The organism is Pseudarthrobacter sp. YAF2, from assembly GCF_052113345.1.
Classification (GTDB): Bacteria; Actinomycetota; Actinomycetes; order Actinomycetales; family Micrococcaceae; genus Arthrobacter.
Genome location: NZ_JBFRDA010000013.1, coordinates 148,352 through 170,920, shown reverse-complemented (window position 1 = coordinate 170,920; position 22,569 = coordinate 148,352). Strand labels below are relative to the sequence as shown.

General features: G+C 65.0%; 23 protein-coding genes. 12 read left to right on the top strand and 11 right to left on the bottom strand.

The features are described 5' to 3' along the window. Window positions 1-32: 32 nt before the first annotated feature. From AB4Y79_RS14635 to AB4Y79_RS14625, 3 genes are all read right to left on the bottom strand, one after another. Window positions 33-1,943, bottom strand: a complete 1,911-nt coding sequence (locus AB4Y79_RS14635) for a S8 family serine peptidase (protein WP_441863151.1) — start codon at window positions 1,941-1,943, stop codon at window positions 33-35. Window positions 1,944-2,025: 82 nt separating this feature from the next. Next, the gene (locus AB4Y79_RS14630) at window positions 2,026-2,904 is read right to left on the bottom strand and encodes an NAD-dependent epimerase/dehydratase family protein (RefSeq protein WP_441863149.1); all 879 of its coding nucleotides are present in this window, start codon (window positions 2,902-2,904) and stop codon (window positions 2,026-2,028) included. A 41-nt stretch (window positions 2,905-2,945) separates the two neighbouring features. Next, the gene (locus tag AB4Y79_RS14625) at window positions 2,946-3,539 is read right to left on the bottom strand and encodes an adenylate kinase (protein WP_441863147.1); all 594 of its coding nucleotides are present in this window, start codon (window positions 3,537-3,539) and stop codon (window positions 2,946-2,948) included. A 289-nt stretch (window positions 3,540-3,828) separates the two neighbouring features. Here AB4Y79_RS14625 and AB4Y79_RS14620 point away from each other — a divergent pair, with 289 nt between their 5' ends. Continuing rightward, a complete protein-coding gene (locus tag AB4Y79_RS14620; protein ID WP_441863145.1) occupies window positions 3,829-4,572 on the top strand; it encodes a GAF and ANTAR domain-containing protein in 744 nt (247 codons plus the stop codon). Between the two features lie 68 nt (window positions 4,573-4,640). Beyond that, the gene (locus tag AB4Y79_RS14615; RefSeq protein WP_441863143.1) at window positions 4,641-5,048 is read left to right on the top strand and encodes a response regulator transcription factor; all 408 of its coding nucleotides are present in this window, start codon (window positions 4,641-4,643) and stop codon (window positions 5,046-5,048) included. Between the two features lie 51 nt (window positions 5,049-5,099). Here AB4Y79_RS14615 and AB4Y79_RS14610 read toward each other — a convergent pair whose 3' ends face one another. After that, entirely contained in the window at window positions 5,100-5,936 is an 837-nt protein-coding gene (locus tag AB4Y79_RS14610) for an alpha/beta fold hydrolase (protein ID WP_441863141.1), read from the bottom strand. Between the two features lie 155 nt (window positions 5,937-6,091). Here AB4Y79_RS14610 and AB4Y79_RS14605 point away from each other — a divergent pair, with 155 nt between their 5' ends. Together AB4Y79_RS14605 and AB4Y79_RS14600 are read left to right on the top strand one after the other, a co-directional pair. Then, entirely contained in the window at window positions 6,092-6,469 is a 378-nt protein-coding gene (locus AB4Y79_RS14605; RefSeq protein WP_441863138.1) for an ArsR/SmtB family transcription factor, read from the top strand. Continuing rightward, complete coding sequence (locus tag AB4Y79_RS14600) at window positions 6,466-7,524, top strand: cation diffusion facilitator family transporter (RefSeq protein ID WP_441863136.1); 1,059 nt, start codon at window positions 6,466-6,468, stop codon at window positions 7,522-7,524. The genes AB4Y79_RS14605 and AB4Y79_RS14600 overlap by 4 nt, the downstream gene beginning before the upstream one ends. A gap of 86 nt (window positions 7,525-7,610) precedes the next feature. Here the strand turns inward: AB4Y79_RS14600 and AB4Y79_RS14595 are convergent, their stop codons facing one another. The 3 genes from AB4Y79_RS14595 to AB4Y79_RS14585 form a co-directional block, all read right to left on the bottom strand. Further along, on the bottom strand, window positions 7,611-8,780 hold the full coding sequence (locus AB4Y79_RS14595; protein WP_441863134.1) for a fatty acid desaturase family protein: 1,170 nt from the start codon (window positions 8,778-8,780) through the stop codon (window positions 7,611-7,613). 13 nt (window positions 8,781-8,793) lie between these two features. After that, window positions 8,794-9,891: a ferredoxin reductase gene (locus tag AB4Y79_RS14590; RefSeq protein WP_441863131.1), complete on the bottom strand. Its 1,098-nt coding sequence runs from the start codon at window positions 9,889-9,891 to the stop codon at window positions 8,794-8,796. 143 nt (window positions 9,892-10,034) lie between these two features. Then, window positions 10,035-11,063: an LLM class flavin-dependent oxidoreductase gene (locus tag AB4Y79_RS14585; RefSeq protein ID WP_441863128.1), complete on the bottom strand. Its 1,029-nt coding sequence runs from the start codon at window positions 11,061-11,063 to the stop codon at window positions 10,035-10,037. Between the two features lie 207 nt (window positions 11,064-11,270). Between AB4Y79_RS14585 and lhgO the strand changes: the two genes are divergently transcribed. The 3 genes from lhgO to AB4Y79_RS14570 are packed head-to-tail and all read left to right on the top strand — an operon-like array spanning window position 11,271 to window position 13,249. Next, the gene (lhgO, locus tag AB4Y79_RS14580) at window positions 11,271-12,473 is read left to right on the top strand and encodes an L-2-hydroxyglutarate oxidase (RefSeq protein WP_441863125.1); all 1,203 of its coding nucleotides are present in this window, start codon (window positions 11,271-11,273) and stop codon (window positions 12,471-12,473) included. Between the two features lie 39 nt (window positions 12,474-12,512). Continuing rightward, the gene (locus AB4Y79_RS14575; protein ID WP_308929791.1) at window positions 12,513-12,917 is read left to right on the top strand and encodes a YidH family protein; all 405 of its coding nucleotides are present in this window, start codon (window positions 12,513-12,515) and stop codon (window positions 12,915-12,917) included. After that, window positions 12,917-13,249 carry a DUF202 domain-containing protein gene (locus AB4Y79_RS14570; RefSeq protein ID WP_308929790.1) on the top strand — a complete coding sequence of 111 codons (333 nt, stop codon included), beginning with the start codon at window positions 12,917-12,919 and terminating at the stop codon, window positions 13,247-13,249. Before AB4Y79_RS14575 ends, AB4Y79_RS14570 begins: the two co-directional genes overlap by 1 nt. A gap of 7 nt (window positions 13,250-13,256) precedes the next feature. Here AB4Y79_RS14570 and AB4Y79_RS14565 read toward each other — a convergent pair whose 3' ends face one another. Further along, complete coding sequence (locus AB4Y79_RS14565; RefSeq protein ID WP_308929789.1) at window positions 13,257-13,655, bottom strand: hypothetical protein; 399 nt, start codon at window positions 13,653-13,655, stop codon at window positions 13,257-13,259. 85 nt (window positions 13,656-13,740) lie between these two features. Between AB4Y79_RS14565 and AB4Y79_RS14560 the strand changes: the two genes are divergently transcribed. Further along, window positions 13,741-13,977, top strand: coding sequence for a DUF2630 family protein (locus AB4Y79_RS14560; protein WP_441863121.1), 237 nt, complete (start codon window positions 13,741-13,743; stop codon window positions 13,975-13,977). Window positions 13,978-14,068: 91 nt separating this feature from the next. Here AB4Y79_RS14560 and AB4Y79_RS14555 read toward each other — a convergent pair whose 3' ends face one another. Further along, complete coding sequence (locus AB4Y79_RS14555; protein WP_441863119.1) at window positions 14,069-14,755, bottom strand: DUF2848 domain-containing protein; 687 nt, start codon at window positions 14,753-14,755, stop codon at window positions 14,069-14,071. A gap of 160 nt (window positions 14,756-14,915) precedes the next feature. On the opposite strand from AB4Y79_RS14555, the gene AB4Y79_RS14550 reads away from it, so the two are divergent. Beyond that, the gene (locus tag AB4Y79_RS14550) at window positions 14,916-16,325 is read left to right on the top strand and encodes an MFS transporter (protein WP_441863117.1); all 1,410 of its coding nucleotides are present in this window, start codon (window positions 14,916-14,918) and stop codon (window positions 16,323-16,325) included. Here AB4Y79_RS14550 and AB4Y79_RS14545 read toward each other — a convergent pair whose 3' ends face one another. After that, entirely contained in the window at window positions 16,326-16,982 is a 657-nt protein-coding gene (locus AB4Y79_RS14545; RefSeq protein ID WP_441863114.1) for a GntR family transcriptional regulator, read from the bottom strand. It lies immediately after the preceding gene. Between the two features lie 32 nt (window positions 16,983-17,014). Here AB4Y79_RS14545 and AB4Y79_RS14540 point away from each other — a divergent pair, with 32 nt between their 5' ends. Beyond that, on the top strand, window positions 17,015-17,809 hold the full coding sequence (locus AB4Y79_RS14540; RefSeq protein WP_441863112.1) for a carbon-nitrogen hydrolase family protein: 795 nt from the start codon (window positions 17,015-17,017) through the stop codon (window positions 17,807-17,809). Window positions 17,810-18,132: 323 nt separating this feature from the next. Further along, complete coding sequence (locus AB4Y79_RS14535; protein WP_441863110.1) at window positions 18,133-19,464, top strand: ammonium transporter; 1,332 nt, start codon at window positions 18,133-18,135, stop codon at window positions 19,462-19,464. Window positions 19,465-19,573: 109 nt separating this feature from the next. Here the strand turns inward: AB4Y79_RS14535 and AB4Y79_RS14530 are convergent, their stop codons facing one another. Next, the gene (locus tag AB4Y79_RS14530) at window positions 19,574-20,200 is read right to left on the bottom strand and encodes a PadR family transcriptional regulator (protein WP_441863107.1); all 627 of its coding nucleotides are present in this window, start codon (window positions 20,198-20,200) and stop codon (window positions 19,574-19,576) included. Between the two features lie 175 nt (window positions 20,201-20,375). On the opposite strand from AB4Y79_RS14530, the gene AB4Y79_RS14525 reads away from it, so the two are divergent. Continuing rightward, entirely contained in the window at window positions 20,376-22,547 is a 2,172-nt protein-coding gene (locus AB4Y79_RS14525) for a transglycosylase domain-containing protein (RefSeq protein ID WP_441863104.1), read from the top strand. The last annotated feature ends 22 nt before the right edge of the window (window positions 22,548-22,569 follow it).

Genomic DNA, 22,569 nt, shown 5'->3' with positions numbered 1-22,569 from the left:
CTCCATCACGGCGCCAACAATCGCGGTGGCGGCTAGAACGAGCCGGTGGTGAACTGCCAGCTCCCATTTGAGAGCGGATTGCCGGCGAGGTCCCTGATGGCGGCGCCCCCGCCGATCAGCGTCACGGTATAGCGGGTCTTTGCCGCCAAGGCGCCCAGGGGGTCGAGGATCCACTGGTTGGTGGTGCCGTTGCGGTAGACCGATGCTGCCCATACCGCCCCGGTGGACGCGTTCTTCAGGGTGAAGGTTGCTGTTCCGACGCCTTGGACCGCCTCGCTGAAGGTGGCACTGATGTTGTTGCTCCTGCGCACCAAGAGGGCATTGCTGCCGGGGCTGATGCTGGTGACGGTGGGCGCGGGGCCGGTGGTGAAGGTCCAACTCGTGGTAGCCAGCGGTGTACCGGCGGCGTCCCGGATGGCAGCGGGTCCACCCACCAGGGTGGCGGTGTAGGTGGCATCGGCGGCCAAGTTCACCGCAGGGTCAAGGGTGGCAGTCCTGGTGGAGTCGTTGTAGGTGACGGTGGCGGTGATACTGCCGCCGGCCGCGTTCGTGAGCATGAACGTCCCTGCGGACACACCCTGCACGCTGGCGCTGAAGGTGGCCGTCACGTTGGTGCCAGCCGCGGCTGCCGTTGCCTTGGCGGCCGGCGAAACGGAGGTGACGGTCGGTGCAGGTGCAGGTGCAGGTGCAGCCGCCCCCGTATAAAGCAGGCGGTTGGGGGTCCCAGTGCCGACCCCGGTGACCACGCCGGGAGTGGCATTGGATACGAGTGCTGCAGCCACATCGGCAGGTGCGAGGGCCGGGTTCTGCGAGAGCAGCACGGCCGCGGCCCCGGCGGTGTGCGGAGCAGCCATGGAAGTTCCGGACATGGATGCCGTGGCGGTGGTGGAGGTGTAGTAGTCGGAGGTGATGCCTACGCCGGGAGCGTACAGGTCCACGCAGGATCCGAAGTTGGAGAACGATGCCTGCTTGTCGGCAGAGTCGCTTGCAGCCACCGTGACGGCGCCGGGCACGCGGGCGGGAGACGTAGTGCAGGCATCCGTGGCGGAGTTTCCGGCGGCCACCACTGTGGTGACGCCGTCGTTCAGGACTGCCTGGATGGCGTTGTCCACTGCCGTGCTCGCGGCTCCGCCGAGACTGAGATTGGCCACTGCGGGTGTACCAGCGGCGTGGTTGGCAGCGATCCAGTCCAGGCCCGCCACCACATCGGAGTTGTAGCCGGACCCGCTGCAATCAAGCACCCTGACCGGCACCAGGGTGGCGCTCTTGGCGACCCCGTAGGTTGAACCGGCCAGGGTTCCGGCTACGTGGGTGCCGTGACCGTTGCAGTCTGTGGTGCCGTTGCCGTCCGACACCGCAGTCCACCCGGCGGCCACCCGGCCGCCGAAGTCGGTGTGGGAGGCCAGGATGCCGGTGTCCACGACGTAAGCCGTCACACCGGCGCCGGCCGCGGTCCACGAGTACGAACCGGAGAGTGGAAGGGACCTTTGGTCGGCCCTGTCAAGGCCCCAGGGGGCGGGCTGCTCGGTGCCGGAAATCCGGACAGGGGAGTCTGCCTCCACCGACAGCACCTTGCCGGACTTGGCGAGGGCCGCGGCTTGGGCCGGGTTGGCGGTGACAACCGCGCCGCGGATTGCGTGGTCAAACGTACGGCCGACGGCGACACCTTGGGCCCGCAGGCCGGAAACCTCCGCAGCAACGTCCGCGGCGGGGGCGTACTGGACAATGTAGCGGCCGGTTGCGTTGGTGGGTGCGCCGGCGGTGACGGAGGAAGCAGCGGCAACGGGCAGGGACGCCGTGGAAAGGACGACGGCGGAGAGCAGCGCTGTGATGACGGGCAGCACGAGGGATCGGGTACGAATTTCGGGGTCCTTGTGGTGGCGGGGCGGCCCACTCCCGTTCAGGGACTCCGCCCCGGAACCGGCAATGGTTGCGTGTACCAAAAGGATAGGAGCCGGAAGCTCACGGCTCCCGGCTCCTTGGATGATCCTTCGCCAACCTTTGGCGATTCCTGCGAACCGGTGATTATTCCTGGCTTTCTCCTGCGCCGGAACCGGCCGCCACGTGGTTCCGCCAGCTGTGTTCGGGCTCGAAGCCGAGCAGGCGCCGGGCCTTGTCAATGGACAGCATGGTTTCGTGTTCGCCCAGTTCCTTGGTGACCTTGACGCCGGGAAAGACCTCCGCGGCCAGGCTGGCGCTTGAGCGGCTCATGACGGTGTCGGCGTTGGCGATGATGAAGGCTTCGAAACCGGGCTTCGCGTTCTCCAGGGCCCGCGCCACTGCCTGCGCGCCGTCCCTGCCGTCGATGTAGCCCCAAAGGTTCCACTTGCGCAGCGTCGCGTCGTCGTCGAAAGAGGGGAACCGCGCATAGTCTGACTCGTCCATGACGTTCGAGAACCGCAGCCCGGTGATGCTCAGTTCCGGGTCCCAGCGGGTCAGTTCCACCGCCATCCGCTCCTCGAGGGTCTTCACCAGGGAATAGGTGCTTTCCGGCCGCGGAGGATATTCCTCGTCCACGGGAATGTAAGGCGGGTCAATGTCGAATGGCAGCCCCAGTACTGTCTCGCTGGAGGCGTACACCACCTTCTTGATGCCGGCCCGTCGCGCCGCCTGGAAGACGTTGTAAGTGGAGAGCATGTTGTTCTCGAACGTCGCGGCGTCCGGAAGGATGCCCGGGGCGGGAATGGCACCGAGGTGTACCACGGCGTCGAACCCGTCATGGCGGTCATCCACTCCCAGCAGCGCATCCACTACCTGGCCATAGTCGCGCAGGTCCACCACGAGCAGGCCAGGGCTCCGGGTCCCGGCACGGTCCAGGTTGAGGACCTGGTGGCCGTCCTCGGTGAGCCGGCGCACCACGTGCCGGCCAAGTTTTCCGCTTCCGCCGGTAACGGCAATTCTCATCAGTGTTTCCTTCTGTTGGAGTTCACCATGCGTTGCTTCGGTCAGGATGGCCGCCTGGGTGCTGCCAGGAATTGTTCGACGGCGGCAATCGCCAGCGCGGTAATTTCCTCCGGGTCTCCGCTGCCGTTGACGGATAGCAGGATTCCCCGGCCCGCGTACACCGAGACTACTTCATGCGTCTGGCGGCGGTAGAGGTCCAACCGGCGCCGGAAGACGTCGATGGTGTCGTCGGTGCGCCCTTGCTCCACCGCCCGCCGGTGCATCCGCTCTTCCAGTTCAGCATCGGGAGCCTGCAATTCGATGACGGCGTCCAGCCCGTGTCCCTGCGCAGCGAGCATATCGTCCAGTTCCATTGCCTGCGGCGCGGTGCGGGGGTAACCGTCCAGCAGGAAACCGTGCCTGACGTCGCCATCAAGGAGGCGGTCCTTCACGAGTGCATTGGTGAGGTGGTCCGGAACGAAATGGCCACCGTCGAGGTATTCGGCGGCCTGGTTCCCCAGCTCTGTCTTCCGGCTGACGTTGCTCCGGAAGATATCTCCCGTCGATACGGCCGGGATCCCGAAGTGGCGGGCCAGGTGTTCAGCCTGGGTGCCCTTGCCGGAGCCCGGCGGACCGATGATGAGAAGCCTGGTCATGTTCCTGTCCTTCCCCGGCGGGCAGCCTTTGGGTTGGCGCCGCATCCGGTGGCCGGCTCCCGCTTCATTGTGCCGGTTACCCCCTGCATGGCGCCAGCACCCGGCTGTGACGGCCGGCGGACATGACGTTTCGCCTTCCTTGCGGATGTATATACTCTGGTTATCGGTTTAGCAGCGGGCCGTTGGAAAGTTCTTCGATCCAGCGACCATCACCGGCTCCCCGCCCAAGTTGCGGGGCGTTTGTGTGTTGCCGGTTCGTTTTGACCTGAGCGAATGGCACCAAGAAACAGTGGCCAGCGAGTCAACAGCTAAACCCGATACATCCATAACCGAGTACCTGCATGAAATTGTCCTTGACAGCTCTGACGTTGAGGACTTCCTCAACGAACTGGCGCAGGTCTCAGCACGCAACCTGTCTGAACCCGGTGATGAGATGCTGTGCGCCGTCACCCTGCTCAGGCAGCGGAAGGGCACCACGGTCGCCAGCAGCAGCCATGAGGCACGGTCCATTGGACGGCTGGAGCACCGGTTCACCGAGACGCCGGGCATGACGGCGGCAACCACCCAGGAAACTGTCCATATTCCGGATCTCACCTCTGACGGCCGCTGGCCGGACTATTCCTCGGCCGTACTGGCGGAGGGGATCCGCTCCGTTGCGGCGCTCCCGTTCCGACTGGAGGGCGACACCAAGGCAGCCCTGTTGCTGTACTCCGGGCGTGTGCACCGTTTCGAGGGCCGCATCCTGGAGTTCGCCGAGGATTTCGTCAGCCAGACCTCATTGGCCTTGCGCCTTGCAATTCGCTTTGCGCATTTCAGCGAGACGGCGGCGAACCTCCGCGCCACCCTGGAAACCCGGACCGTTATTGACATGGCGGTGGGGATCATCATGGCCCAGAACCGGTGCAGTCAGCAGGACGCCTTCGACATCCTTAAGACGGCGTCAAGCACCCGCAATTCGAAACTGCATGATGTGGCCGCTGCCGTGGTCCACTCCCTGGGCCAGGGTCCCGCGCGGACACATTACGACGGATAAGGCCAAGGCCCGATAAACCCGCCACAGCCCCGGTAGACTGTAGCCAACTTTTTCGCCGGGGGGCTTGGATGGAACAGCAGCGCACCTGCCTTGTCGTTGAGGATAACGACGATATCCGCGGACTGATCTCAGTAGTCCTTTCGCGTGCGGGCTTCGTCGTGAAAGCCGTAGGCACGGGAGCGGAGGGCATCGCCGCCGCGGCCGATCCCGCCATCGTCCTGGTCACCCTGGACCTTGGCCTCCCGGACATGGACGGGCATGTGGTTGCCCGCGCCATCCGGGCCAGGACCTCTGCCCCGCTGCTTTTCCTGACGGCCCGTTCGGAGAGCGATGACGTGTTGGCCGGCATGGCGTCCGGGGCCGCCGCCTACCTCACCAAGCCCTTCCACCCCCGGGAACTCAAGGCACTTGCCGAGCAGCTGTGCCCCGTACCCGTGGCACAGGAGCCCCGCATCACTGGCCCGTCCCTCTGCTGACAGGATAAGCAAAGGGCGACGACGGGAGTCCCGCCGCCGCCCAAGGATGCCCTACCTGGAGAGGAACCCGAGCAACGCTTCGTTGACCTCTGCGGCGTGCGTCCAGAGCAGGCCGTGCGGCGCGCCTTCGATTTCGACGTATTCCGCGCTGGGCAGCGCTTTGGCGAACAGCCGGCCCGTCGAGTCGATGGGCAGGATTTTGTCAGCGGTGCCGTGGACGATCAGGGCGGGAACATCGATCTTGGGGATGTCCTGCCGGAAGTCCGTCAGCCATGTCGGCTGGGCGGCAACGGACGCGGTGGCTCCGGCACCGGCGGCGAGGTTCCAACTGGCGTTGACGGCTTCCTGGCTGAGGCGCGGAGTTCCCAGGAAGGTGTCCGAGTTGTAGAAATTCTTGAAGAACTCAGTGAAGAAGGCATACCTGTCAGCAGTGACCGCAGCCTTGAGGCCATCGAACACGTCCTGCGGGACGCCGTCGGGGTTGTCATCGGTCTTGAGCAGGAAGGGCTCCAGCGACCCGAGGAAGGCGGCCCGGGCAACGCGCTCGGAGCCATAAGTACCAAGGTAGCGGCCCACCTCGCCGGTGCCCATGGAGAAGCCCACCAGCACCACGTTGCCCAGGTCCAGGGTTGTCAGCAGTGTGTTGAGGTCCGCCGCGAAAGTGTCGTAATCGTACCCCTCGGCGGGCTTGCTGGACTTGCCGAAGCCGCGGCGGTCGTAGGTGATGACCCGGTAGCCGGCGTCGAGTAGTGCCGCGGTCTGCTTCTCCCAGGATGATCCGTCCAGGGGGTAGCCGTGGATCAGCACCACGGGCTGGCCCGAACCATGATCCTCATAGTAGAGCTCGATATCAGTGCTGTTCTCAGTACCTACGGTGATGAAAGCCATCGGGTAAATTCCTTTCGAGACTGACCGGAGCCGCCGGCTGCACGCCGTGCCCATACCCTCCTACTCTAGGTGGCCGCCCCGCCCCCACGCCGTCGGTCAGCAAACCTGCAGGATGCCAACATGCGCGGCAGCCGGCATTGTGACACTATATGCGCATGAATGCAGATAAGAATGCTTGCTCGCTGGGAACGGAAAGCCAGTACGTGGAGTTGGCCGTAGAGGTCTTCTCCATGCTGGCTGACGCCACAAGGGTGCGGATCATCCTGGCCCTTCGCGACGGCGAAATGGCAGTGGGTGCCCTGGCGGAAGCCGTAGGGAAATCCCCCGCAGCCGTATCCCAGCACCTGGCCAAAATGCGGCTGGCCAGGATGGTGTCCACGCGGCAGGACGGGACGCGGGTGTTGTACCGGCTGGAGAACGAACACGCCCGGCAACTGGTGGCCGACGCCATCTTCCAAGCAGAACATGCGCTCGGCGGCGAGCCGGCGCACCACCGGGCACCCTCCCATCACGCACACAGGAGCGCCTCATGACCGGGCCGCACCAGGAATCAACCCATACGCACATTCACGCCGGGCATGATCACGGCCACGACCATGACCACGGGCATGACCACGCACACGACCATGGGCATGACCACGGCCACCATCACCATTCCGGCTTCAAGGGGTGGCTTTTCGAGCTGTTCGTTCCGCATACCCATGACGCCGCCGATTCCATCGACGACGCCATGGAGGCCAGCACCGAGGGCATCCGGGCGCTGAAGATCAGCATGTTCGTCCTGCTGGCCACCACGGTGCTGCAGTTCCTGGTGGTCCTGTTCAGCAGTTCGGTGGCACTGCTCGCGGACACCATCCACAACTTCTCTGACGCCCTGACCGCCGTGCCACTGTGGATTGCCTTCATCCTGGGTCGCAGGGCGGCGACCCGCAGGTACACGTACGGGTACGGCAGGGCCGAGGACCTGGCCGGCCTGTTCATCGTGGCCGTGGTGGCACTCTCCGCCATTGTGGCGGGCTGGCAGTCCGTGGACCGGCTCATCCATCCGCAGCCGCTGCAAAACCTGGGCTGGGTCATGGCGGCCGGCCTGATTGGATTCGCCGGCAACGAGGCCGTGGCCATCTACCGCATCCGGGTGGGCCGCAGGATTGGTTCTGCGGCGCTGGTGGCGGATGGGGTGCACGCCAGGACGGACGGCTTCACCTCGCTCGCCGTGGTGATCGGCGCCATTGGCGTCATGCTCGGATTCCCGCTGGCGGACCCGATCGTGGGATTGGTCATTTCCGCCGCCATCATGGTGCTGCTCTGGGGGACGGTCCGCAGCATCGGGCGGCGGCTCATGGACGGCATCGAACCGGAACTGGTGGAGCGTGCCGAGGCCGCGCTGCAGGGCACGCCCGGTGTCCTGGCGGTCCGGCAGCTGCAACTGCGGTGGTCCGGCCACCGGCTGCAGGGCTCTGCCCGCCTGGAACTGGCCGATATCGGCTTATCCCAGGCGGCGGAGATCCTTGACCGCGCCGAACACCGGCTCCGGCATGCCCTGCCGAAGCTGGACCATATGCTCCTGGCGCCCGAAAGCCGGCGCTGAAGGTCCGCACAAAAGGGACAAAACGCAGGAAGTGACCCGGCCGGACAGCTCCGGCCGGGTCACTTCCCGGGTTGTGCTTGTGGTTCTTAGGCGCGGGCAGCCTTACCGGGCAGTGCCAGCTTGAAGACCTTCGCCCAGGACGAACCCACCTGCTTGAGCAGCGGACCGGTGGTGTACTTCAGGCCGTAGCGCTGGCAGATCTCACGGACCCTGGGTGCCACCTCTGCGTACCGGTTGGAGGGCAGGTCCGGGAAGAGGTGGTGCTCGATCTGGTGGGACAGGTTTCCGGTCATGAGGTGCATGAATTTGGACCCGGAGATGTTCGCGGAGCCGATCATCTGGCGCACGTACCAGTCGCCCCGGGTTTCCCCTTCCACCATTTCTTCGGTGAACGTGTCAGTGCCTTCCGGGAAGTGGCCGCAGAAGATGACGGCGTGGGCCCACACATTGCGGACCGCATTGGCGGCAATGGTGCCGAAAAGCGCCTGCTTCGCGGAGCCGGTGAGCATGGCCAGGGCAGGGGTGGCGGCGTAGTCCTTGGTGAACTGGGTGATCACCTTGCGGCCGAGGGCCTTGAGGTCCTTGAGCAGGGCTTCCTTGGACTTGGTGCCTTCTTTGTACTCGGTCAGTTCGAGGTCGTAGACGGCGATGCCCCACTCGAACACGGGAGCAAGGATGGCATTGAACAGCGGGTTGGCCAGGTTGATGGGCTTCCACGGCTGGTTCTCGTCCATCCGGAGGAGGTTGTATCCAACGTCGTTGTCCTTGCCCACCACGTTGGTCCAGCGGTGGTGGAGGTCGTTATGGGTGTGCTGCCAGGAGCGTGACGGGGTGACGAAGTCCCACTCCCAGGTGGTGGAGTGGATATCAGGGTCCCGCATCCAGTCCCACTGTCCGTGCAGGATGTTGTGGCCGAGCTCCATGTTTTCCAGGATTTTGGCCAGGCTCAGGAGGGTGGTGCCGGTAACCCAGGCAGCCTTGTTCTTGCTGACCAGCAGCGCGGCCCGGCCGGAGATTTCAAGCCCGCGCTGGATCTTGATCATGCGGCGGATGTAAGCGGCGTCCTCTGCACCGCGCTTGCCCAGGATCTCGTCCCGGATGGCGTCGAGCTCGCGGCCCAGCTCCGCCACCTGTTCGTCGCTGAGGTGCGCTGCGGCCGGGGGCCGGACAGTGGGGCTGCCGGATTCTGCGAGCTTGCCGGGGCGCGTTCTTGAGCTTCCCGTGGCCGTGGCCTTTGCGGGTGAGATTACAGACATACCGTGGTGCTCCTCAGATTTCGAGGTTGACGGGTCCGGCGGCTGCCGAGACACACGTTTGGATCAGTTGGCCGGGTTCGCCATGGATTTCCCCGGTGCGGAGGTCGCGGACCTGGCCGGCCAGGAGCGGAGTGAGGCAGCTGTGGCAGATGCCCATGCGGCACCCGCTGGGCATCAGGACCCCGGCGTCCTCACCGATATCCAGGATGGGGGTATCGCCGTCGGCCTGCACCTCCCGGTCGGAGGCCTCAAAGGTGACCAGGCCGCCGTCGTGCCCTACACCGGCGTTGAAGGTGGTGTTGAAGCGTTCGATCATCAGGTTGCCGGCTTCTCCGGCGACGGCGACGTCGGTGCCGGGCGCACGGGTTGTCAGCGCTGCCCGGTTCCAGAGGGCTTCGGCGTCATCCAGGAAGCTGTCGGGGCCGCAGGCGTAGGCTGCCCGGTCCCTCCAATCGGGGCAGATCTCGTCCAGCTCCTTGGTGCTGGAGAAGTCCATCCGGCCCTGCTCGCCGGTGTACCAGTGCGCCAGCCGGAAGTTGGGGAACTGGTCCGCCAACTCCGCCAACTCCTCGCGAAAGAGGCTGTCACCCGGCGTGCGGGCGGAATGGACCAGCACGACGTCGGCATCCGGACGACGCGGCACCAAGGTACGGATCATGGACATCACCGGAGTGATGCCACTGCCCGCGGTGACCATCAGGAGGGGGCGCGGATGTTCCGGGAGCACGAAGTCACCCTGCGGCGGGGCCAGGAACAGGACGTCGCCGGGTTTGGTGGTCCGCACCAGGGTGCCGGAGACCGCACCGACGTCGGTGACGGTGATTGCCGGATCCTTGCCGGCCGGGGCACTCAGTGAGTAGGAGCGCCAATGGCGCACGCCGTCGAGTTCGACGCCGATGCGCGCCCACTGCCCGGCAAGGTGCGCCTTCCAGCCACGGCCGGGGCGGAAGAAGATAGTGGCCGATTGGGCCGTCTCCTGGACCACCCGGGTCACCACCCCGCGCAGTTGCCGGGCTGAGTAGACAGGGTTGAACAAGGCCAGAATGTCCTCTGGCGACAGGGGTGTGGTCAGCACTGAGGCCGCCTGGGCCAGCTGACGTAGCCGGATCATACGGTTAAGCCTAAGGCGGTGTGAGCCATATTTCTCTCTCTCCGTCATATGACCGTTCCGCAGTCACACAGTAGTAGGGGCGCGAAGCCCCCACCACGCACTTACAACCCTAACGGTTGGGTCTCACAAAAAGTTCCCCGGCCTCAGCGGCGGCTCCATCCCAGGGCAGGCGCAACGTGTTCCACGATGTTGCCAAGGAGTTTCGCGTTGTACTCCACGCCGAGCTGATTGGGAACGGTCAGCAGGAGCGTGTCCGCCGCCTGCACCGCCGTGTCGGCCGCGAGCTGCTCGGCCAACTGATCCGGTGCACCCACATAACTCTTGCCGAACCTGGCTGTGAGGCCGTCAATCACGCCCACCTGGTCGCGGCCGTCCCGGAGGGCGCTGCCGGCAAAGTAGTAGTTGTCCTCTTCATCCACGATGGGAAGGACGCTGCGGCTGACCGAAACCCGCGGGGTGCGTGCGTGGCCGGCCGCGGCCCAGGCCTCCTTGTACAGCTGGATCTGCTCGGACTGGAGTTCATGGAACGGAACGCCGGTGTCCTCGGTGAGCAGGGTGGAGCTCATCAGGTTCATGCCGAGTTCCGCCGCCCACACTGCGGTTTTCCTGCTGCCGGCGCCCCACCAGATCCGGTCCGCCAAACCCGGGGACTGGGGCTGGACGGGCAGGAGGCCGGTGGCGCCCCCGGCATACCGGGGGTCTGCCTGGGCAACGCCCGCCCCGGTAATGGCGTGGCGGAAAACGGCGGTATGGCGCCGGGCCATGTCCGCATCGGTTTCCCCGGGCTGGGGCCGGTATCCGAAGGCTGACGCGCCGTCGCGGGCAGGTTCGGGTGAGCCGCGGCTGATGCCCAGCTGCAGCCTGCCGCCGCTGATCAGGTCTGCGGCAGCCGCCTCCTCCGCCATGTACAGGGGATTCTCGTAGCGCATATCTATGACGCCCGTGCCGATTTCCAGGCGGCTGGTGCGCGCGGCGATGGCTGAGAGGAGCGGGAAGGGTGAGGCCTGCTGGCGTGCGAAATGGTGGACGCGAAAGTATGCGCCGTCAACTCCGAGTTCTTCGGCAGCTACCGCAAGATCGATCCCCTGGAGCAGGGCGTCGGCCGCTGTCCGGGTGCGGGACCCTTGGCCGGGGCCCCAGTGGCCGAAGGAAAGAAATCCAATGCGCTCCATACCTCCCCCAACTGTCCGGCACCCCCGTGCATTCCCGGCTGGCATGATGGCTGCGTGGATATTCCGGAAGAAACCGTCAGTGTCTTCAAGACCATTGTGCTGTTCAGCGGAGTGTTCGTGGCCCGTTCCCTGGCCTGGGGCATGGCGGAGCGGGGGTGAACAGCGCACCGGTGGCTAGACTCTAGCCACAACGAAAGGCGGAGACCCGTGGAACGGACGGACTACTGCATCATTGGCGGCGGAATTGTGGGCCTTGCCACTGCTTACCAGCTCCTGCGGAAAGAGCCCGACGCCTCATTGGTCCTGCTGGAGGCCGCCCCCACGCTGGCTTCGCACCAGACCGGGCACAACAGCGGCGTCATCCACTCCGGGATCTACTACGCCCCGGACAGCCTCAAGGCCCAATTCAGCAAGGCCGGAGCCCGCCAGACCAAGGAATTCTGCCGGGACCACGGCATCAGCTACGCCGAGCCGGGCAAACTGCTGGTTGCCACCACAGCCGTGGAACTGGAGCGGCTGGACCGCCTGGAGGAACGGGCCGCCATCCACGGCCTGGACTGCGAGCGCATCGACCAGACGGAACTGAACCGGCGCGAACCCAATGTTTCGGGACTGGGCGCCCTGTTCATCCCCAGCACCGGCATCGTCGACTACCAGCAGGTGGCCCGCAAGCTGGCAGAACTCATAACGGCCGCCGGCGGACACGTCCTCACCGGAGCCCGGGTCACCTCCGTCGTGGAACACTCCGGGCATGTAGAGGTTGGCACGGACCATGACGTCTACGCCTGCCGCCGGATGGTCGCTTGCGCCGGGCTGCAGTCGGACCGGCTCGCCGAACTGGCCGGAATGAAGATCGACGTCCAGATCATTCCCTTCCGCGGCGAGTATTTTGAGTTGCCCGAAGCAAAATCGGGCTACGTCAAACACCTCATCTACCCGGTACCTGACCCTGAGTTGCCTTTCCTGGGCGTGCATCTCACTCCCACCATCAACGGCAGCATCACGGTCGGACCCAACGCGGTGCTGGGCCTGGCCCGGGAGGGCTACCCCAAGTTCTCGGTGAACCCGAAGGATGTGGCACGCTACCTGCGCTTTCCAGGGTTGTGGCACGTGGCGAGGTCCAATGCCGCCACTGCCGCTCGGGAGATCCGGAACTCCCTGTTCAAGGGAAGCTACCTTCAGGAATGCCGGAAATACGCACCCGGCCTGGCCAAAGAGGACCTGCTGCCCCGCGAGGCAGGCATCAGGGCGCAGGCCGTGCGCCGGGACGGCACGCTCCTCCATGATTTCCTGCTGGCCGGGACCGACCGGATGATCCACGTATTGAATGCTCCGTCCCCCGCAGCCACCGCCGCGTTGCCCATCGGTGAGCACCTGGCCGGCAAGGCAGCGCTCCGCCGGGCGGCCTGACCAGTCATCGTGCCGTGCCGGCGCGGCTAAACTGGGCCCGTGACCAAGAGTGAGCAGCCGCCCGGACCTGCGGCCCCGTCCTCGCGCGGACGACTCGCAGAACGCCTGTTGCCAGGCGGCGAGGAGCCGGACCCGCGATTCACCCTTGCGAACGAACGCACTTTCCTCGCATGGATCCGCACGTCCCTTGCGCTGCTTGCCGGCGGCATTGCCGTCGAGGCGTTCACGTCAGGCCTGTTCATCGAGCCGGTCCGCAAGGGGCTGGCCGTTATCCTGCTTCTGATGGGCATGATGCTCAGCGGCGGTGCCGCGGTGCGGTGGCTTCGCGTGGAGCGAAGCATGCGCAATAAAGCGCCGCTTCCCCTGCCGTTCTTTGTCCCCCTGTTGGCCGGGGCAGGCGCGCTGGCGGCCGCCGTCGTACTTGTCTTTATCCTCATGCGCTGATGGCATCCGGCGCACCCCGGCCGCACGGCGATCCGGGCCTCCAACCCGAACGGACGGCACTCGCCTGGGGCCGGACCATGTTGGCGCTGGTGACAGCGAGCGCCTTCTTCCTGCGCTGGCTTCCCACCTACGGCCCACCCATCCTGATGCTCTTGGCAGTGTCCGGGAGCGCCGCCTTGGCCATCTATCTCACCCAGCGCCGCCGCTACCGGGCGAGGTCCCATGGCCTGGCAGGGGAAAGCATCGAAGCGGATCTTTCGGCCGTGCTCTGGACCGCCGTCGCGGGCGTCGTCCTGGGCGCACTGGGCATCGTTGTGGTGGTAGCCGGCTAGGGTGCGGCTAAAACATCGGCAGGACGAACCCGCCCAGCAGTGCCACGGTACCGATTGCCGTCAGGCAACGGCCCAGGACCGACGCCGTCCTGCCCGCCTCTTCCGGGGCGGTGGCCTGCCACTGGGTTGGGCGTTTGGGGTGGTAATAGATGGGCAACGTGTCCCCCACCGCCATGTCCCTGATGTCGTAAGGGGACATGGGGGCGTTGTGCACCTGGTGCTTCCGGTCGAACCAGCGGAAACCCACGCCGGTGGAGTCCGAATACACCACGGCCTCGGCCACGTCCCACGGGTGGACAAAGCGGCGGAGGAAGCCGGTGTAGATCAGCAGTCCCAGCCCGGCGGGCAGGCACAGCCAGGTCAGCACTTCCAGGATGGGACCTGCCATATCGAGCGCAGTGGGCATGAAATTGATGGTACAGCGCGGGGGCTGGTGGCTTCAGCACCTGCTACGTACGCTGAAGGTGACCGGACCGCAGTTAGGGGAAACCATGAATGACCAGGATATTTTGACGCACATCCAGTCCCTGGTGGAGGAGGAGCACGCGCTGCGCGAGGGCGCGACGGACGGCCGGGCACCGGACCAGTCGCGGCTCAAGTATGTAGAAGAAAGCCTGGACCAGTGTTGGGACCTGTTGCGCCAGCGGAGGGCCAAGAAGGACTCCGGCGAAAACCCGAACGAAGCCCAGGCCCGCCCGATCAGTGAAGTCGAGGGCTACAGGCAGTAGCTTCGAGGCAGTAGCTTCGAGGCGTGAAAGGGTCCGCCGCCCCGGTGGGGCGGCGGACCTTTCTACGCGTTTACGCCGCTCGGTGCCTCGCCTAGCCGATGGGGTGCGGCATTTGCTCCACGACGTACTGCACGTCCAGCGACCCTCCAGTCACCGGATCCGCCATCTCCACCTTCCAGCTGCGGGCGAACTGGTCCACCCCGCCGGTCATCGCCACGGTGCCGGAAATCAGCACCGTGCCCGGCTGGTTGAGACCGCGACCCTCCAGCACCTCCAGCCAATAGTCCGGCGTCAGCAGGGCCTCGAGGGAACTGTCCTGGATGAGGGTGTCCGGGGTTTCCCCCTCCCCTACCCAGCCCCGCAGTGTGATGCGGTCCAGGTGGTCCCGCACATCCTCAAGCCGCCATGCCTTGCGGCCCAGGACGTCAGGGCTGGCGTTCTTGCTCCATGCCACACCATGCACTTCCAGCTCACGGTCCGTGTGATCGCAGGCGACGGTGAGCAGGACGCCGTCGTCGGTGATGACCAGCGCCCATTCCGCCTCCCCGGACGTCCGCCCATGCTGGACCCGGACCTCGGATACCTGCTGCGCGAGATAGGGCGAGACGGGGTACATGGCCGGCGTGGTGGTGGGGCCGGGAACGCCAAGTTCGGCGAGTTCAGCGATGTGCGCCTGCACCTCATCCTGCTCGCGCCCTGCGTAGCCGGCGTTGAGGAGGTGCCGGACCTGCACGTTCTTGATGCTGCCGTCGGGAAGTTCAAAGCTGAGAGCCGTCATGGAGCCGTCCTTTTCGAAGGCCGCGGAGCCGGTGCCCCACGGGAAAATTAACAAACCGGAAACCGGAAACAGTCGCCAATGTACATCCAGTATGCGTAATGTATACATTTAACGCCAGCGTGACAGGCGTCACCTCAAAAAATCCACTGTGGAGGACACAATGAGCAATTCTCCGGTTTCGGCTGCGGGCGCAGCGTCACAGCCAGGGCCGCCGATCCATCCCAAGGGCCTGTTCAAAGCTTTTGCGGCGAGCCTGACCGGCACGGCCTTGGAGTGGTACGACTTCGCCGTCTATTCCGCGGCGGCCGCGGTGGTCTTTCCCATCGTTTTCTTCCCGTCCTCGGATCCCCTGACCGGCACCATCCTCGCCTTCTCCACCTACGCGGTCGGCTATGTGTCACGGCCCGTGGGCGGGGTGGTCTTCGGCCGGCTCGGCGACAGGATCGGGCGCAAGAAGGTCCTGGTCACCACACTGATGATCATCGGCGTGGCCACGGTGCTGATCGGCGTCCTCCCGGGCTACGGCAGCATCGGTGTTGCCGCCCCGATCATCCTGGTGCTGTTGCGCTTCGCGCAGGGCGTTGGCGTGGGCGGCGAGTGGGGCGGCGCGGTGCTGCTCTCAAGCGAATACGGCGACCCGCAGCGGCGGGGTTTCTGGGCCTCGGCCGCTCAGGTGGGTCCGCCTGCCGGCAACCTGCTGGCCAACGGCGCCCTGGCGGTGCTGACCCTGATGCTCACCGAGGAACAGTTCCTCAGCTTTGGATGGCGCATAGCATTCCTGGTGTCTGCACTGCTGGTCGGGTTCGGCCTGTGGATCCGGCTCAGGCTGGAGGACACCCCCATCTTCAAGGCCATCGAAGCCCACGGAGAACAGCCCGCCGCACCCATCCGGGAGGTGTTCAGCAAGGAACTCCGGCCGCTCATCGCAGCCATCCTCTGCCGCGTGGGCCCGGACGTGCTGTACGCGCTTTTCACCGTCTTCACCCTCACCTACGGCATCCAGGGGCTCGGCTACGAACGCAACCAGGTGCTCACCGCCGTCCTGGTCGGCTCGGCCTTCCAGCTGTTCATGATCCCCCTGGCAGGCGCAGTCTCAGACCGCTTCAACCGGCGGCTGGTCTACGGTGCGGGTGCAGTGGTGGGCGCCGTCTGGACCTTCGTCTTCTTCGGCGTCCTGCGTGGCAACAACGAGCCGATGCTGATCGTGGGCATCGTCCTGGGACTGGCGGCACACTCCTTTATGTACGGACCGCAGGCAGCCTTCATCGTGGAGCAGTTCTCGCCGCGGCTGCGTTCCACGGGAAGCTCACTCGCCTATACCTTCGCAGGCGTCATCGGCGGGGCCATCGCACCACTGATGTTCACGGTCCTGCTTTCGCAGTTCGGCACCTGGATTCCGGTGGCCATTTATTTGGCGGTCGCGGCGGCCGTGACCCTCGTGGGCCTGGCCCTGGGCCGGGACAACAACACGGTGGAGGACCAGGACTACCGCCTGCTGCTGGAAGGGACTGCGGCGTCCAGGGCTGCCGTCGAAGCGGCGCGTGCATCCGGCGTGGGCGAAGTCCGATGATCAGGTACGCAGGAGGATGTCCCGCGTCACCGCGAGGTGATGGTCGATAGCCTCCTTGGCACGGGCGGAATCGCCGGCCACCAGGGCATCGAGGATGTCCTGGTGTTCGGCGCACACCGCCTGGCGCCTGCCTCCCGTGCGGAACAGGGCTGCGACGCCCACCAGGATCTGGCGCACATGGAGCTTGCTGTACGTTCGTGAAATGAGTTCGTTTCCGGCGGCGTCGATGAGCTGCTGATGGAAGAGCGTGTCCAGGCGGATGAATTCGCGGGCGTCTTCCGGGTCATCGTTGTTCGGAATCTGCGCCTGCTGCTGCAGGGTGTCCTGCATTTGCCTGGCGGGCACGCGGTGTTCGTCAATAACGAGTTTGGCCGCATGGCTTTCGAGCACGCCGCGGAGTTCCATGAGCTCGGAAATCTCCCGGCCGGTAACGACGGGAACGTATGCGCCCCGCTGCGGAATGAGCTCCACCAGCCCGTCGGAAACCAGCAGCAGCAGCGCCTCACGGACCGGAGTGCGGGACACCCCGATGTCCGCGGCAAGCTCCTGCTCGTTGAGGAAGCGGCCTTGCAGTTCGGGGTCGGTCAGGACGTTTTCGCGCAGGTAGGCGTATGCCTTTTCGCGGCCCGAGGCGGCCGAACCCGAAATTTTTACCATACATTATGTATACAACAGATCGGAGATCTTCCATGCGTATCGCCATCGCCCAAATCATCAGCGGCGCCGACACGGCGGCCAACCTTGGCATCATCAGGGACTACGCCGCCCAGGCGAAGAACGCCGGTGCGCAGCTGGTGGTCTTTCCGGAGGCGGCCATGCGCGCCTTCGGCCACTCGCTGAAAGACATTGCCGAACCGCTCGGCGGCCCCTGGGCAAGCGAGGTGCGCCGCATCGCCAAGGACCTGGACATCACCATCGTGGCAGGCATGTTCACCCCCGGCGCGGAGGGGCGCGTCCGCAACACCCTGCTGGTTACCGGCCCCGGGGTGGAGGCGTCCTACGACAAGGTCCACCTCTTTGACGCGTTCGGCTTCACCGAGTCCAAGACAGTGGACGCCGGGCAGGCGCCGGTAACGTTCGAGCTCGAAGGCACCGTGTTCGGCCTGGCCACCTGTTACGACGTCCGCTTCCCGGCCCTCTTCACGGCCAACGCCAATGCAGGAGCACAAGTGAACATCGTGTGCGCTTCCTGGGGAGCCGGCGAGGGCAAGGCCGAGCAGTGGGACCTGCTGGTGCGTGCCCGTGCGCTGGACAGCACCACGTTTGTGGTTGCGTGCGGCCAGGGCGATCCCGAAACCATCGGCGCGGGCCCCGCAGGCTCGGCACCCACCGGAATTGGCCACAGCGCCGTTGTCACACCCCTGGGCACCGCCGTGGTGGCCCTCGGCGGAAAGACTGAACTCGCCGTCGTCGACATCGATCCCGCGTCCGTTGACTCCGTGCGCGCCACACTGCCGGTCCTGGCCAACGCCCGCAGGTTCTGAACGGGTGAATCGCCGTTCACGGCCCTGAAACATAAGGGAAAAGGCGCACGACGGCGGGTTCTCACCTCTGGAGCAGCCGGAACCCCCGCGAATTCGGCAGGATCGCGGGGGCGGCAGCGGGGACGAGCCGCCAGGGTGGGGCCGTGTTTACATTCCCGAAACATAGCTGATACGTGAACTTCACGCAGGAGCGATTTGTGTAACGTGACCGCAACTTTAAGCGGCACTGGCTGAAACACGCGGCACGAAAAATAGACCGCGGGGGAAATGCCGCGGGGCCAAAAGGGCCGCGCACAACGTTCACGCTGCGAAGGGACCCACCAGTGGAAATCACTGCCCAACACGTCTGGTTGATGATTTCAGCCGCGATGGTACTGCTGATGACTCCTGGCCTTGGCCTCTTTTACGGCGGCATGACCCGGGCCAAAGCCGCCCTGAACATGATCATGATGAGTTTCATCTCTGCCGGCATCGTGGGCGTGGTCTGGGTCCTGTGGGGTTACTCCATGACCACCGGCAACGGCGTGCTGGGACTCTTCGGCAATCCCTTCACCAGCTTCGGCCTGCAGAACCTCATTGGTTCGCCGGACCTGCTCAAGGCCGGCTACAGCGCCACGTTCGCCATCATCACCGTGGCCTTGATCAGCGGCGCCATCGCGGACCGCGCCAAATTCAGTGCCTGGGCCCTCTTCGTGCCCGTCTGGATTACGGTGATCTACTGCCCCCTCGCCTACATGATCTGGGGCGGCGGCCTGATGAGTGCCGGGGGCGCCGTCACGGCAATCTTCGGCCAGGTCATCGACTTCGCAGGCGGCGCGGTTGTGGAAATCAGTTCAGGCACCGCCGCCCTGGTGCTGGCCATCATCGTGGGCCAGCGGCACGGCTTCGCCAAGGATCCCAACCACCGCCCGCACAACATCCCGTTCATCATGCTGGGCGCAGCAATCCTGTGGTTTGGCTGGTTTGGCTTCAACGGCGGCGCGGCAACCAGCGTAGAGCAGGCCGGGCTGATCTGGATCAACACCCTGATAGCTCCCGCCGCGGCGATGTTGAGCTGGCTGGTGACCGAGAAGGTCCGCCACGGGCACCCCACTTCCCTGGGTGCCGCCTCCGGCGTTGTTGCCGGCCTGGTAGCCATCACGCCGTCCTGCGCGAACATCAGCCCGCTCGCTGCTGTGGGCCTGGGCCTGGTTGCCGGGGTTGCCTGCTGCGTGTTCGTGGACCTCAAGTACCGCTTCGGCCTCGATGACTCCCTGGACGTGGTGGGTGTCCACCTGGGCGCGGGCCTCATCGGCACCTTGGCGCTGGGATTCGTTGCCCTTCCCGTAAACGGCCAGGGCGGCGGACTCTTCTATGGCGGCGGCGTGCAGCAGCTGGTCGCCCAGTCGGCCGCCGTCGTCATCACCCTGCTGCTGTCAGGGATCGGAACGGCGATCATTGGCCTGGTCATCAACAAGACGGTTGGGTTCCGTGTCAGCCACGAGGCCGAGACCGCCGGCGTAGACCTGTCCGAACATGCGGAAACGGCGTACGCATTTGGAGAGATGGGCTCCGGATTCAGCACCCTCAGCCACATGCTGACCCACCACACTGCCCACGCTTCGGCTGCACCGGCCAAGGCCGACATGCAGGCCAAGGAAGACGCGTTCGCGTAAATTCCCTTCACCGGGACATCCGATCGCAGGATTTCCGTTCCTTCGACTTCAGTTCCTGGAGCTTGTCCGGGCGGAGCCGGCGCCTGCGGGCCCGGACCGCCCGGAGCACCTAGTCAGCAAGGATCTTGTAGAGTGCCCGCCGCAGTTCGTCCATCTTTTCGACCGCTGCAGCGCGCTGTTCCTCAGTAACACCCGTACGGAATTGATGGATGGCACCCAGCAGCTTTCCTATGCTTTGGTGGAAGTCCCGGTCCGCATTGTCGGGCTCAGCGTTCCAGGCGTTTTCCATTTCCTCCGCGTGCTCTGCCACATAGGCTTTGCCGGCGTCGGTGAGCGCAAACTCTGTTCCCCGGCCCTCACTGAGCGCCTCGATCAAGCCTTCGTCCACCAATTGCTGAAGGGTGGGGTAGATCGATCCTGGGCTGGGGCGCCACATGCCACCTGTCTTCGTGGCAATGGTCTTGATCAGCCCGTAACCGTTGGACGGGGCCTCGGCCAAAAGCGAGAGGATGGCGGCGCGGACATCCCCGCGGCTTGCCCGCCGCCCGCCGCGGCCAAAACCGGGACCGAACCCAGGACCAAAGCCTGCGCCAAAACCGGGTCCAAAACCAGGCCCGAAGCCGGGCCCAAACCCTGGCCCCCGATGCCCGTGCGGACCCCTGTGGGCCCTCCCGCGCTCGAAGCGGCCTTGACCGAAATCCGGGCCGGGGTGTTTCTCGTCGAATATGCCTTTCATAGCGGCATCGTCCTTTCAAATGTTATTCGCTGGTGATTCAGCGATAGTTAACGATATGTCGCTAACTATCGCTGGTCAATAGGCGTGACGTGACCAAATCCTGATCCTTCCGCCTCTGGCACGCCCCTTGCCGGCGGCGTATTCTGTTCACACCTTCAAGCACGAGGGCTGAGGCATGGCGAAGAAGCGGAAGCGCAGGCGGAGTTTCGGCGCAGCTGTGGGACGGCTCCTGGGGTTCCTTGCAGCCAGCATCTTGTGTGGAGTACTTGCCGCCAGCCTGGTGGTTCCGGCGGTCGCAGCCGCGGGCCTGGGCGTCAGTTCTTCCATCGGATTCTTCGATAACCTGCCTGCGGAACTGACCGTGCAGCCGCCGTCGCAAGCCACCAAGATCCTGACCGCCGACGGACAGCAGATCGCCACCCTTTATGCGGAGAACCGTGTGCGGGTGCCACTGGACCAGATGTCACCGTTCATCAAGGACGCCATCATTTCGATCGAGGACAGCAGGTTCTACGAGCATGCAGGGGTGGATCCGCAAGGCATCCTCCGCGCCCTGTTTTCGAACGTGACCAAAGGCAGCGAGCAGGGTGCATCAACCATCACCCAGCAATACGTCACCAACATCCTCAATGAAGCGGAGCTCTCACAGGACAGGCCGGACGCGGTGGTCCTGAGCGGGCAGAAGAACCTCGGCGACAAGCTGCGGGAGATGAAGCTCGCCATCGCGCTCGACAAGAAATACACCAAGGACCAGATCCTTGAGGGCTACCTGAACATCGTGTTCTTCAGCAGCAACGCCTACGGGATTGAGGCGGCGGCCCGCTATTTCTTCAGCACCACCGCAAAGGACCTCACCTTGCCGCAGGCAGCCCTGCTGGCAGGGCTGGTGAACAGCCCCACTTTCTACAACCCGGCCACCAATCCGGACAAGTCCGTAGTGCGCCGCAACCAGGTCCTGGCCCAAATGCTGCGCCTGGGGAAGATCACCCAGGCCCAGCACGATGAGGCCGTGGCCACTCCCATCGAATTGAAGATCACGCCCCAGGAGCAGGGGTGCGCCAATGCGGCCATGGCACCGTACTTCTGCGATTACATTTCCCACTTGGTCCTGGAAAATCCCGCCTTTGGGCAAAGCGAGGCTGACCGGGAGCGGCGGCTGTACCGGGGCGGCCTCACCATCGTCACCACCTTGGACAGCAGGCTACAGGCTGCGGCCCAGGCACAAGTGGACGGGACTGCGGGCCCCAACCCGGACCGCTGGGCGGCATCCTTGGTGACTATCCAGCCCGGCACCGGGAAGATCCTTGCGATGGCCCAAAACACGGTTTTCCTTCCACAACCCGGCAAGTTCGATACCAACCTGAATTTCAACGTGGATGCCAAAGACGCGCAGGGCAATGACCTCAACGGGGCGGGCGGGTTCCAGCCGGGGTCAACCATGAAGCCATTCACGTTTGCCGAGTGGCTGAATGAGGGCAAGGCCCTGACTGCAGTGGTGGACGCATCACGGCGGGTCTATCCCCTCGACTTTCCGTGGAAGGACAGCTGCGGCAAAGTGCTGGGCGCCTATGACAGCGCGCAGAACAACCCCACCCTTGGTGCGGCCGACGACCTGCAGAATGCCGAAGACGGTTTCTACCGGCCAATGCCCGTCAATTACGGCCTGTACAACTCGATCAACACCGCCACCTTCGCCTCTGCCGCGCAACTCGATTTCTGTGGCATCCAGAAGATGATCGACTCGGTGGGCCTGCATAGCGGGTTGGACAGCACATCGGTCAACATGCACCAACTGGGCAACCTCCTGGGCGGCACCGGAGTGGCGCCCCTGACCCTTGCCAACGCTTTTGCCACCTTCGCCACCGAGGGCCGCTACTGCACGCCCATCGCCTTGGTGGAGATCACTGATGCCGCGGGCGCGAAACTCCCCGCACAGGCCCCGGACTGCCATGACGCCGTCAAGCCGGACGTGGCCCGCGGTGTGAACTCGGTCCTGCAGGACGTTCTGAAGCGGGGGTCCGGTGTGTGGATCAACCCGAAGGTGCAGGACAAGTTCCCCACCGCGGCCAAGACCGGAACGTCGAACAACAACGGCTCCACCTGGGTGGTGGGCTACACCACCGGACTGGTCACGGCGTCCTTCTTTGGGGATGCCCTGGGAGGACAGAAGCGATCCGGCCAGAACGTCACCATCAACGGCACGTTCTACCCCAGCCTGGACGGCTACATGATTGCCGGCCCGCAGTGGGCCAACTACATGCTGAAGGTGGCAGCCCTGTACCCCGCAGCACCGTTCGCGCCGCCTCCCGCATCGATGATCGGGCCAAATCCGACTCCGAAGCCCTAGCACCGGAGTGAGAGTGGGACGT